Below are 12,491 nucleotides of genomic sequence, written 5' to 3' on the forward strand. Positions count from 1 at the left end.
CCAAATATCACAGCAATTAGTCACCGTTTTCCATAAGGATGGTTCTTAGATCGTTCGCCGTGAGGAAGCCTCGAAATTGGACTATCGCTGCATATATTCCAACAACCAGACAAGAAACCCTTGCCGAAATGATTGCCCAACCTACCCATATTGGGAGACTTGAGCTCGCGCCATAGATAACTTCGCTAATGCCAAAAAGCGTTCTTTCCAAGAGAAGCAGCAATATTATCAATGCTATATTATAGATAACTTCACGCTTCAGATCGCTCAAGGCCTTTAATGCATGCTTATACTTATTTGGCTTATTTTTTGAAAGTTCTTTTGGGATATCCTTAGTTATGCCGTCAAGATAATTATATAAAGCAAAGGAAAGGGCGCCAAACAATATTGCAATAGTCACAAAGGCAGAAAGAGTATTTTCAAATACAGGGGTAGCCATGCCACACGAAAAGTAAAGTGCGACAAAGGATAGCCCGCTAGATATTAGAAAAGCAATAATCAGCTTGAGCATATCATGTGCCAAATTTACCGGCTATGTAGCGAAATACCCTCTCCACCATTCGCTTATCTCTTTCGCCGCGAGTTGAGGAGGGCTCGCCGGTCTCAAGATCTAGCTGGCCCTCCTCCTCATCGCCATTGTGTGTCGGCACCTCTAACTCTATGGTTTCTGCAGTATCAGCGCTACTGTGAGATTTTTTGCCCCCGTGATCTCCCTCAGTGGTCACTCTCCACGTCCCTTCGCCCTCTTCTATATATTCAATGTAATCTGACGTAGGCTCTTTTGGTACTTCTAAAGAACCTGAATCGTTTTTCATTTTTAAGATAATTTCATCCTGACCGAACAGGTCTTTTAATGCCGCTAAAGCCTCTCTTGCCTTGACGTTCGTCTGCAATATATTGGGCGATATTAGTCGAAGCTCTAAATTATATAGTTTATTGTGAGTGCCTACGATTTCCCAGAATTTACCTTCCGTAGGTTTGGGCTCCACAAAAACTCTATGGTTATAAACTGCAAGAGTCGGTTCACGCAGACCGGCCTCAATAGCCGTACATATTTGAGATGGGGTCCCAAACCGCCAATCCTTCTGGACGAAAACAGTCTGACTCACAGAATCGAATACCGCTACAAGCGGAATCCAATCATCTTCCTCATGCTCAATTATGTCTCCAGGCACTTTCTCGCCTACGTGAGCTTTGCGCAATTTTGCGATCTTACCGACAAAGAAACGATTTTCGGGGAAGGTTTCGTTGCGGCTTGGGTTAACAGGGGCAAAACCAACAAAGCTATATTTGACTCCATTCTTGATCCAGTCCCGTTCTGGAACAAGGGCGTCAAGAACGGCCGCACCTTTTACCGCTGGCAATGGCTTAGGATTAATCGAGCGCTGGTCCTCTTCAATCAGAAAGTATCTGAGAACTACGAAGGGTCGTTCTTGATCCATAAGCATGAGATCCTTTTAAATATAACGCCGAAGCACAGCGGCGACCTTGGAGTGGCGACGAAGGAGCCACGTAAAGGGCGTCCGGCGGCCATCGGCCGCGTACTGATGCGTTTTGTTAGCTTTGTTCGACAATAACATACGGACAGGCTACGTAATTTTTTGCATCATCTACGTGCCACATCACTCGGGCCAGGCATTTCACTGGAATACCAATATTTCCCTTTAAGGCCGAAGACGCACCGAATATCTCAGAAAACCCCGGGGCCAAATAGCTTTGGTTAGCTACAAAAGCCGTACGCTCGCCATTATGATTAAGTTGATAGAACTGGTATCCGGCCTCTTTGCTACCAGAGCTCTTCCATTCGCCGAGAGTTAGCTCTCCTTCCAGCCATAAAACCTTGGTACCTGAGTAGTTTTCAAACTCTGAGAAGTTATCGTATTCATCTATCAACTGGTTCCAAATAGACTGGAACATCTGTCGCGAGGTGACTGAAAAAGTACGCGATTCCTGGGTCGTAACACCCGCGTGAGCAAATAAGGCGTTAATTCCGGCGTTTCCGCCTTGCTGCTTGGTGATAGTTGCAGCCGGATCACCGCCAATTTTTTGCTCGTACTTTCTCGAGACAAACTCCAAGTCGAGATAGATAATTTTGTCGTCATTGACAGACATTTCCGCTCCCTAGATTCAAAGCTAACAGCGTATTGGATAGCAGTCTTCATTATTGCGATTATCTGACCGCTTCATTATCATCACGCACCGAAAATAAAGCTTGCTGGCCAACGGCGCTCCAAAAATACCGTAAGATCATATAACTACAAGCCCCAAAAAGAAGCAAGCCAGATCCCGCTTAGCAATATCAACGCAGTCGCATTTTCGCCAATTACAACGCGCTAAAAAATCTGCCAACCAACAAAAAGGCCTGGCAGCTTCCGCAACCAGGCCTTTTCATCACTCAGCGGTCAATCACCTCAACCGCACTTGCTGTCGCCGCAAGACAGGCAGGTGGCGCATCCGTCCATCACAATCACCGCTTTGGTGCTGCACTTGCCGCACATGGTGGCGTTGGCGGGGTAGTCGCTGCCGCTGTCGTCGTTGGTGGCTTTGTTCTGGCTGGCTTCGAACTCGGCGCGTTTCTCGGCGAGGATGCGCTTGGTGGTTTCACTCAGCTCGTCGCTTTCCAGCAGGCCGATGGCCTTCAGGTGTTTCTCGATCACGGCGCCGATTTCGGCAACCAGTGATGGCATGAACACGCCGCCTTTCTTGAAGTAGCCGCCGTTGGGGTCGTACACGCTGCGCAGCTCTTCCACCAGGAAGGTTACGTCGCCGCCTTTGCGGAATACCGCCGAGATTACGCGGGTGAGGGCGATAACCCACTGGAAGTGTTCCATGGATTTGGAATTGATGAACACTTCATACGGCTGCCGGCTTTCGTGGTCGGTGTCTTCGTTCAGCAGGATGTCATTGATGGTAATGTACATCGCGTGCTCAGCCACCGGCGGTTTGATCTTGTAGGTGGTGCCCAGCAAGAAATCCGGCCGTTCGATGTTTTCGTTCATCTCCACCGGCTTGGTTTCAGCTATCACCGGTGCCTGATGCTCGTTCGGGGTTTCCGTGTCGGCTTTCTTGACTCGGTAGCCGACAATCTTGTTGCTGATTTTCACTGTCATGTTCGTTGTCCTGTCTGTCGGTTCCCGGGATCAATATTTTCCGTAAGTGCCTTCTTTAAGCGCATCAAACAAGTTGGCGGCGGTGTGGGTTTCGCCGTCGTACTCTACCTGTTCGTTGCCCTTGAGGGTCACTTTGCTGCCATCGTCCAGGGTGAATTCGTACAGGGTGTTTTCAAGGTCTTTCTCTTTAACCAGTACGCCCTGGAAGGCTTCCGGGTTGAAGCGGAAGGTGGTGCAGCCTTTCAGGCCCTTGTCGTAGGCGTACAGGTAAATGCCTTTGAAGTCCTGGTACGCGAAGTCTGTGGGCACGTTGGCGGTTTTGGAAATGGAGGAATCTACCCATTTCTGTGCCGCTGCCTGAATATCCACGTGCTGCGTGGGGGTTACATCATCGGAGGTGGTGAAGTAACTGGGCAGCTTTTTGTCTTCGTCTTCGGAGAAGGGCATAGCGCCGGGATTGACCAGATGGCGGTAGGCCAGCAGCTCGAAGCTGAATACGTCCACTTTCTCTTTGGTTTTACGGCCTTCACGGATGATGTTCCGGGCGTAATGGTGCGAGAAGCTTGGCTCAATGCCGTTACTGGCGTTGTTGGCCAGCGACAGGCTGATGGTGCCAGTAGGCGCGATGGAGGTGTGGTGGGTAAAACGGCCACCTTTCTCGGCCAGCTTTTTCACCAGTTCCGGCTCAACGTGGCCAATCTGCTGCATGTAGCGGCTGTACTTGGCGTGCAGCAGCTTGCCTTTGAGGATGTCGCCCACTTTGTACCCGTCTTTGGCCAGGTCCGGGCACTTGTTCATCATCTTGGGCGTGATTTCAAACTCGTCTTCCATGATGGGCGCCGGGCCTTTCTCTTCAGCCAGGGCCAGAGACTGGCGCCAGCCTTCCACGGCCATTTCCCGTACCACGTCTTCGGTGAACTGCACGGAATCGTCAGAGCCGTAGGGCATGCGCAGCATGGCGAGGGTAGAACCCAGGCCCAGGATGCCCATGCCGTGGCGGCGCTTGTAGGTGATTTCATGGCGCTGCTCGGCCAGCGGCAGGCCGTTGATTTCCACCACGTTATCCAGCATGCGGGTGAAGATGCCCACTACCTTGCGGTACTTCTCGTAGTTGAAGCTGGCTTTGTCGGTGAACGGGTAGTCCACAAACTTGGTCAGGTTCACGGAGCCCAGCAGGCAGCTGCCGTATGGGGGCAGGGGCTGTTCACCACAGGGGTTGGTGGCGCGGATGTCTTCGCAGAACCAGTTGTTGTTCATCTGGTTAACTTTGTCGATCAGGATGAAGCCTGGCTCGGCGTAGTCGTAGGTGCTGGTCATGATGGTGTCCCAGATGAACTGGGCTTTCACCGTCTTGTAGATGCGGCAGGCCACTTTGCCTTCTTCGTTTACCACGTAGCCGTCCTGAACCGGGAAATCGCGGTACAGGAACTGCTCGGCGTTGTTCAGGTCCAGGCCTTCGTCTTCCACTTCCTTCTTGGTGACGGGGAAGGAGAGGTGCCAGTCGTCGCCGTTGCGTACGGCTTCGATGAAGTCTTCGGTGATCAGCAGAGACAGGTTGAACTGGCGCAGGCGGCCGTCTTCACGCTTGGCCTGGATGAATTCGATGACGTCGGGGTGGTGTACATCGAAGGTGGCCATCTGGGCACCGCGGCGGCCACCGGCAGACGATACGGTGAAGCACATGCGGTCGAAGATATCCATGAACGACAGCGGGCCGGAAGTGGTGGCGCCGGCGCCGGCGACGTAGGCACCGCGGGGGCGCAGGGTTGAGAACTCATAACCGATACCACAACCGGCCTTGAGGGTAAGGCCCGCTTCGTGGTTTTTCTCCAGGATGTCGTTCATCGAATCCTGGATACTGCCGGATACCGTGCAGTTGATGGTGGAGGTGGCAGGCTTGTGAGCTTCCGCACCGGCGTTGGAGGTGATCCGGCCAGCCGGAATGGCACCGTTCTGCAGGGCCCAGAGAAACTCCTTCATGTACTTGTTGCGTACATTCTTGTTCTCCACTTCCGACAAGGCCTTGGCAACGCGCTCGTAAGTTGCGTTGATGTCTTTGTCGACCGCTTCGCCTGTCTTGGTCTTCAGCTGGTACTTGCTGTGCCAGATATCAAGCGACGCTTCCTGCATGGGAATCGTTGTGATCACTGCCTGTGCCTTAGCGTTCATTGCCACCCTCGGTTTCCAGTATGTCTCGTTTTGATGGTGCCGTCGCCGGCGCCATGCCCCTTTTTTAATGGTGTTGCGTTCTTACTGCCGGCCTGTTTTTGGGTCAAAAACACTAGATGTGGTATTTACCTGGCGGAAGGTGCCGCCTGTTCAGAGCCGGTGGATTGCCGTTATCTTGCTGTCGGAGTTGCTTTTGCCGGCTTTCCCGGCGCCCGCGCGGCGGGCTGTGTGATTGTTATTTGCCCTATATATGGGCTTCTTGTTCGTGGAGTATAACAGGATATAGTGGTCTGTGAATAAGAGAGCAACTATTGAATGAGCTTTGAGTGCAAAGAAAATCAATGGAAGAATACTTGCAACGCGCAAAATGCCTGTTGTGTGGGCGTTCAGCGCGGTTTCGGGGGAATCACTAGATGTTGTGGTTAAAAAGCGTTCAGTGAAAATTGTTGTGATAGATGGACATGCTGATTGGCTCTGCCACCATCCGGGTGGATACCGCCACGGATACCCTGAGGCTGTTAGCGGATTTCGCCATTGACGACCTGGCGATTACCAATACCTCGATGCGCATTTACGGCCACTAACGGCTTTAACGGTGCAATAGAAAACGGGGCCTTCGTGGCCCCGTTTTCTATTGCGGAAATGGCTTAGCCCAGCAACAGGCTGTCGTCGTCCACTGCCAGCCCGCGCTGTTTCTCGAACAGGCCAAGCAGATCTTTTACTTCCAGGCCTTCCCGGTCTTTACCGGCAATGTCGAACACCACCTGCCCCTGGTGCAGCATGACTGTGCGGCTTCCCACTTCCAGCGCTTGTTTCATGCTGTGGGTGACCATCAGGGCGGTCAGCTTCTGTTCTTCAATGATCTTTTGTGTGAGTTCCAGAACAAAGTTGGCGGTTTTCGGGTCCAGGGCTGCGGTGTGCTCGTCCAGCAACAGGATGCTGGAGGGTGTGAGGCTGGCCATCAGCAGGCTGACGGCCTGGCGCTGACCACCGGAGAGCAGGCCCATTTTGTCGCCCAGGCGGTTTTCCAGGCCCAGTTTCAAGGTAGCGAGGCTGTCCCGGAACTGTGGCAGGTACTTGCTTTTTACCGCTGTGGTGAGGCCACGGCGCTGGCCGCGCTTGATGGCCAGTGCCAGGTTTTCCTCGATGGACAGGTTCTCACAGGTGCCGGCCAGGGGGTCCTGGAACACCCGCGCCACTCGCGAAGCCCGTTTGTGGGTGGGCAGGCGGGTAACGTCCTGGTTGTCGACAATAATCTGGCCGCTGTCCACCATCACCTCGCCCGAGAGGGCGTTCAGGAAGGTGGATTTGCCGGCCCCGTTACTGCCGATAACGGTCACAAACTCACCCTGGTTAACGGTCAGGCTCATACCCCGCAGTGCCGGGTTTTCCAGTGGCGTACCCTTGCCGAAGGTAAGCCGTAGATCGGTTGCGCTGATCATAGTGCCTCCTCAGGCTTTTTTGCGGCTGAAGCGGTTAGTGAGATTGGTACGAACGCCGGGCAGAACAATCGCCAGGGTAACCAGTACCGCAGTAATCAGGTTCAGATCCTGGGCCTGCAGGCCAAGTACGTCTGCATTCAGTGCGAAGGCAATGGCCAAACGGTAGATGATGGCGCCGATCACGCAGGCCAGCAGGGCACGCATAACGGTAGACGGGGTGAGTACCGCCTCGCCGCCAATCAGGGAAGCCAGGCCAATAACAATCACGCCCACACCCATGGTGACATCGGCGGCGCCCTGGCTCTGGGCGAACAGGGCGCCGGCCAGGCCAACCAGGCCGTTAGACAGTGCCACACCGAGGATAATCATACCGCCTGTGGCAATGCCCTGTGCCCGCGCCATGCGGGCATTGGAGCCGGTAGCGCGCATGGCCAGGCCGGTTTCCGATTTCATGAAGCGCCACAGCAGCACCAGGGATACCGCCACAACGATCAGGAACAGAATCACCGGTACCTGATGGAACTCCAGGCCCAGGGAATACCAGGGCGTCAGCACCGTTTCTTCTGATAATAAGGCGATATTCGGCCGGCCCATGATGCGCAGGTTTACCGAGTACAGCGCGATCATGGTCAGGATGGAGGCCAGCAGGTTCAGGATGTTGAGTTTAACGTTCAGGATGGCTGTTACAGCACCTGCCGCCATGCCTGCCAGCGCGGCGAAGCCGGTGGCAACCCACGGGTTCCAGCCTTCCAGGATCAGAACGGCGGCCACAGCGGCACCCAGGGGGAAGCTGCCGTCCACTGTCAGGTCGGGGAAGTCGAGAACACGGAAAGAGAGGTAAATACCAAAGGCAACCAGGCCGTAGATCAGGCCGGTTTCAAGAGCACCGTAGAATGCAATTTCACTGAGCATGGGTAGTTAATCACCGTGAAAGAAAACGGGCGGGCCCTTGTGGGGTCCGCCCGTGTTGGTCAGGCGTTACTTGTCGCTTTTGACGACTTCTTTTGCGTCCTGGATGAGGTCTTCGGACAGGGTAATACCCATGCGCTCACCGGCGGCCGGGTTTACGTAAAGGTCCAGCTCTTCCATGGTTTCAACGGGCATGTCGGCGGTACCGGCACCTTCCAGAATGCGCACAACCATGGCGCCGGTCTGGCGGCCGTGGTTGTAGTAGTTGAAACCGAGAGCGGCAACCGCGCCACGCTCAACAGTGGCGGTGTCTGCCGCGAATACCGGAATCTTGGACCGCTCGCCAACGGAAATCACCGCTTCGGCAGCACTGATCACGGTGTTGTCGGTGGTCAGGTAGATGGCATCTACCTTGCCGACCAGCGAGCGGGCCGCACCCAGCACTTCAGAGGTCTTGGTGGCAGCACCTTTAACCAGTTGCATGTCGCGGGCCGCCAGGCGCTCTTCGAGCAGATCGATCAGCGCGGCGGCATTCGCTTCACCGGGGTTGTAAACGGTGCCGATGCGCTTGGCATCCGGCATGACGCGCTGGAGCATGTCCAGGTGCTGTTCAATGGGCAGCATGTCGCTTACGCCGGTGATGTTGGCGCCGGGAGCTTCCCAGCTTTTCACCAGTTTGGCGGCCACAGGGTCAGTTACTGCTGAGAACACAACCGGAATGTTACGGGCCGCGGCGGCCACGGTCTGGGCAGATGGGGTAGCAATGGCAACGATCACGTCCGGGCTTTCACCCACGAACTTGCGGGCAATCTGGGAGGCAATCGCTGAGTTGCCCTGGGCGCTTTCGTGCATCAGGCGAAGGTTTTCACCCACGCGGTAGCCGCGCTCGGCCAGTTCATCTTTAATGCCTTCATGAGCGGCATCCAGCGCCGGGTGCTCAACAATCTGCGTGATGGCAACTACACGGGTTTCTTCAGCCTGAACCAGACTTGCTGCTGCCAGCAGCGAAGCGCCGATCAGGGTGCGCAAGGTCTTCTTGGCCATATGCCCATCTCCGAGTCAGTGACTGATTTCCCCGTTTGCCGGGGCGGAAAAATGAAAGTGCGCAAGTTTACCACAGGGATACAGGTTTCGGGGTAGGGATGGGCGATACTTTATCAGTTGCTATTGCGCATTTGTCTGAAATGCAGATATTTTGGTTTTGTCACGTTTTGACGTGCAGGGGTGTGTTGAAATAGGCTACGAAAGTCTAATAATACGATACCCCCCCAACTATAAAGACAAACTAGGAAGGTCCATGGACACAACAAAGAAACTTCCCCTCGATATGCTGTACCACTGGGAAGCCACGAAAGCTGATTCCCCTTACATGACTCAGCCGATTGGCAACGGCAAGGTGGTTGAATACACCTGGGGCCGGGCAATTGATGAAGCCCGCAGGATGGCATCCTACCTGAAGTCCCTTAACCTGCCGGAAAAGAGCCGTATTGGCCTTATTTCGAAGAACTGCGCGCACTGGATCATGACTGACTGGGCGATCTGGTTGGCTGGCCATATTTCCGTACCCCTGTACCCGACCCTGAATGCGGATACCGTCAACTACATCCTGAACCACGCCGAATGCGAGGTTCTGTTTGTGGGCAAGCTGGACGACTGGGACAGCATGAAACCGGGCGTTCCGGATTCCGTGCGTTGCATTTCCTACCCTCTTAGCCCGCCCAACGATTTCGAGACCTGGGACGACATCGTGGCCAAGTACCCGCCGCTGGAAGGCCAGGTACACCGTGAGCCGGAAGAGCTGGCAACCATTGTGTACACCTCTGGCAGTACTGGTCGGCCCAAGGGTGTAATGCTCAGCTTCGAAAACATGGCGTTTGCCGCTGCTGGTGGCATTGAGACTCTGGGTGTGGGCCCCGAGGAGCGCATGCTGTCTTATCTGCCGCTGGCCCACGTGTTCGAACGTACCTTTGTGGAGTTGGGCTCTCTGTATGCCGGCTTCCATCTGTACTTTGCTGAGTCCCTGGATACCTTTGTTCAGGATCTGCAGCGGGCGCAGCCGACGCTGTTCCTGTCTGTGCCTCGCCTGTGGGTGAAGTTCCAGCACGGCGTGTTGCAGAAGGTGCCCAAGGAGAAGCTGGAGCGGTTGCTGAAGATTCCGCTGGTCAACAAGCTGATCAAGAAGAAAGTCCTCAAAGGCCTTGGCCTCGACAAGGTCAAGCTGGCTGGCTCCGGCTCTGCGCCGTTGTCCAACGATGTGCTGGACTGGTACCGCAACCTGGGCCTGGAGCTGCTGGAAGGCTACGGCATGTCTGAGAACTTCGCCTATTCGCACATGAACAAGCCGGGCCGTACCCGCACCGGTTACGTGGGCGAGGCGCTGCCAGGTGTTGAGGTAAAAATCAGCGAGCAGGGCGAAGTGCTGGTGAAGAGCCCGGCCACCATGATGGGTTACTACAAAGATGAAGAGAAAACCAAGGAAGCCTTCACCGAAGATGGCTTCCTGAAGACTGGCGACAAGGGCGAGATCGACGAGATGGGCCGCCTGAAGCTGACCGGCCGCATCAAGGAGATCTTCAAAACCAGCAAGGGCAAGTACATTGCCCCTGCGCCGATTGAGAATCGCCTGATGTCGCACGACGCCATCGAGATGGTATGTGTGTCTGGTGCCAACCAGACCCAGCCCCATGCCCTGGTGCTGCTGGGTGAGGAGATTCGCCCGAAGATGGCCGATGAAAGCTTCCGCAAGGAAATTGAAGAGAGCTTCACTCAGCTGATCAAAGACGTGAACAAGACCGTTGATCCCCACGAGCAACTGGCGTTCATTACTGTGGTCAGCGATGAGTGGTCCATCGAGAACAGCTTCCTGACCCCGACGCTGAAACTCAAGCGTAACGTGGTTGAAGACGCTTACCAGGAGAAAGTGGATAGCTGGTACGCGAAGAAGCAGCCGGTTATCTGGCAGTAATGGCAGAACGCTCTACGCGGTAAACAGGAAGGCCCGGCAAATTGCCGGGCCTTCCTGTTTCTGAATCCGCTACGGAGCCCGCCGAAATCAGGTCATGGTTCTGGAATTGGAGATGGACCGGCTCATCAGAATGATCGGAATGATGCCCGCCAGCACGATGATCAGGGAGGGCAGTGCGCTGTGGTACAGCTTCTCATCCGAAGCAAACTGGTACACATAGGTGGCCAGGGTTTCGTAGTTGAATGGACGCAGTATCAGGGTGGCGGGCAGTTCCTTCATGCAGTCTACAAACACCACCAGGGCCGCGGTCACCAGGGTGCCCCTGAGCATGGGCAGATGCACCTTCACCAGGGTTTTACCGGGTGTGTGACCCAGCGAGCGCGAGGCCATGTCCATGCTCGGTGTGATTTTTTGCAGGGCGCTTTCCACACTGCCAGCGGAAACCGCCAAAAAGCGAACCGTGTAGGCAAACACCAGGGCAAACGCAGTGCCGCTCAGCAGCAGGCCGGTGCTGAAGCCAAAGTAATCCCGCATCAGGCCATCGAACCAGTTGTCGAAACCGGCCAAAGGAATAATCACACCAACCGCAAGCACCGCGCCGGGCATGGCGTAACCCAGGCTGGAAAGGCGCATCAGCACTTGCATGCCTCGGGTATTGTGCAGCCGGCGGCTGTAGGCGAGGGTAACGCCAATCAGCAGGGTGGTCAGCGCTGCGGTACCAGACAGGAACAGGCTGTTAAAGGTGTTGCGAATGAAGTTCGGGTTCCAGCTTTCATCGAAGTATTCCCATGCGTAGTAGCCAAGGGTGGCGCCCGGAATAATGAAACCGAAGATCAGAGGGACGGCGCATACGGCCAGGCAAATCATCTGGCGCGGAAAAGACATGGTAAAGCGGTGGATGGGGTCGCGGTTATCGCGGGCGGCAAATTGTTGCTGGCGCCTGCGGGAGTATCGCTCCAGGGTAACCAGGATCACCACGAACATAAGCATGGTGGTGGCGATCTGGGCCGCTCCGCCCAGGTTGCCCAGGTTCATCCAGGTATCGAACAGGCCCAGGGTGAGGGTTTGTACGGCAAAGAAGTCGACGGTGCCGAAGTCGTTCAGGGTTTCCATCAACACCAGTGACAAACCTACCGCGATAGCAGGGCGGGCAATGGGCAATACTACCCGGAAAAACGTACTGATGGCGGAATGGCCAAGACTGCGGCTGACCGCAAACAGTGACGGCGATTGCTCCATGAAGGCGGCGCGGCCCAGGAGATAAACGTAAGGGTAGAGCACCAGGCCGATCATCAGGACCGCCCCTTCCAGGCTGCGAATCTCCGGGAACCAGTAGTCTGCGGCGCTTTGCCAGCCAAACCATTCCCGTAGGGCTTTCTGGACCGGCCCAGCGTAGTCGAGCAGGCTGGTATAAACGTAGGCAATCACGTAGGCCGGCACCGCAAAGGGCAGCAGCAGGGCCCACTCGAAGAATTTTCGCCCCGGGAACTCGCACATGGTGACCGCCCAGGCGGTGGAAAGCCCGATGATCAATGTGAGAATGCCCACGCCAATCATCAGTTTGATGGTGGTTGTGAGGTAGCGGGGGAGGGTGGTTTCCATCAGGTGTGGCCAGATGTTCTCATCAGGGAACAAGGCCAGGTAAAGCACAGAGAAGACCGGTAAAGCGACAATGGCCGTGGTGATCAGGGCACTGATCATCCATCGTTTCGAGGTGCGTTTGGCCAGAAGTGGTTGCGAAAGCCCCGGATTGGCACTGGAAACGACCTCGGTCATGCTTGTCCCGTTATGAAAGTGGTGATGAGAAGAATTGCGATTTTAGATACTGAGGGGGCTCACTGCAATGACGGGGGTCATTTCTGTCTCTGAAAAAGACACTAAAAAGGGTACCAGCGT

11 protein-coding genes are annotated in these 12,491 nt (G+C 55.0%); 2 read left to right on the forward strand and 9 right to left on the reverse strand.

Annotated features, from left to right (window positions below; translation table 11 throughout):
• Positions 1-16 precede the first annotated feature (16 nt).
• The 5 genes from ACZ5Q2_RS12390 to ACZ5Q2_RS12410 form a co-directional block, all read right to left on the reverse strand.
• Complete coding sequence (locus ACZ5Q2_RS12390) at positions 17-511, reverse strand: hypothetical protein (RefSeq protein ID WP_058091132.1); 495 nt, start codon at positions 509-511, stop codon at positions 17-19.
• A 1-nt stretch (position 512) separates the two neighbouring features.
• Positions 513-1,442, reverse strand: a complete 930-nt coding sequence (locus ACZ5Q2_RS12395; RefSeq protein ID WP_058091131.1) for a hypothetical protein — start codon at positions 1,440-1,442, stop codon at positions 513-515.
• Between the two features lie 115 nt (positions 1,443-1,557).
• Positions 1,558-2,112 carry a hypothetical protein gene (locus ACZ5Q2_RS12400; RefSeq protein ID WP_058091129.1) on the reverse strand — a complete coding sequence of 185 codons (555 nt, stop codon included), beginning with the start codon at positions 2,110-2,112 and terminating at the stop codon, positions 1,558-1,560.
• A 299-nt stretch (positions 2,113-2,411) separates the two neighbouring features.
• Positions 2,412-3,110, reverse strand: coding sequence for a TSCPD domain-containing protein (locus tag ACZ5Q2_RS12405; protein ID WP_058091128.1), 699 nt, complete (start codon positions 3,108-3,110; stop codon positions 2,412-2,414).
• A 30-nt stretch (positions 3,111-3,140) separates the two neighbouring features.
• Positions 3,141-5,279 carry an adenosylcobalamin-dependent ribonucleoside-diphosphate reductase gene (locus ACZ5Q2_RS12410; protein ID WP_058091127.1) on the reverse strand — a complete coding sequence of 713 codons (2,139 nt, stop codon included), beginning with the start codon at positions 5,277-5,279 and terminating at the stop codon, positions 3,141-3,143.
• 455 nt (positions 5,280-5,734) lie between these two features.
• Here ACZ5Q2_RS12410 and ACZ5Q2_RS12415 point away from each other — a divergent pair, with 455 nt between their 5' ends.
• Positions 5,735-5,863: a hypothetical protein gene (locus tag ACZ5Q2_RS12415; protein ID WP_264754030.1), complete on the forward strand. Its 129-nt coding sequence runs from the start codon at positions 5,735-5,737 to the stop codon at positions 5,861-5,863.
• Between the two features lie 63 nt (positions 5,864-5,926).
• On the opposite strand, the gene ACZ5Q2_RS12420 is transcribed toward ACZ5Q2_RS12415, so the two are convergent.
• From ACZ5Q2_RS12420 to ACZ5Q2_RS12430, 3 genes are all read right to left on the reverse strand, one after another.
• A complete protein-coding gene (locus ACZ5Q2_RS12420) occupies positions 5,927-6,721 on the reverse strand; it encodes an ABC transporter ATP-binding protein (protein ID WP_432210047.1) in 795 nt (264 codons plus the stop codon).
• A 9-nt stretch (positions 6,722-6,730) separates the two neighbouring features.
• Entirely contained in the window at positions 6,731-7,633 is a 903-nt protein-coding gene (locus tag ACZ5Q2_RS12425) for an ABC transporter permease (protein ID WP_106695907.1), read from the reverse strand.
• Positions 7,634-7,699: 66 nt separating this feature from the next.
• Complete coding sequence (locus ACZ5Q2_RS12430) at positions 7,700-8,674, reverse strand: ABC transporter substrate-binding protein (RefSeq protein ID WP_432210046.1); 975 nt, start codon at positions 8,672-8,674, stop codon at positions 7,700-7,702.
• Positions 8,675-8,927: 253 nt separating this feature from the next.
• Between ACZ5Q2_RS12430 and ACZ5Q2_RS12435 the strand changes: the two genes are divergently transcribed.
• A complete protein-coding gene (locus tag ACZ5Q2_RS12435; RefSeq protein ID WP_058091123.1) occupies positions 8,928-10,595 on the forward strand; it encodes an AMP-binding protein in 1,668 nt (555 codons plus the stop codon).
• Between the two features lie 87 nt (positions 10,596-10,682).
• Here the strand turns inward: ACZ5Q2_RS12435 and ACZ5Q2_RS12440 are convergent, their stop codons facing one another.
• Complete coding sequence (locus ACZ5Q2_RS12440) at positions 10,683-12,371, reverse strand: ABC transporter permease (RefSeq protein WP_058091122.1); 1,689 nt, start codon at positions 12,369-12,371, stop codon at positions 10,683-10,685.
• Positions 12,372-12,491: the final 120 nt, after the last annotated feature.

Source organism: Marinobacter alkaliphilus (assembly GCF_055394375.1).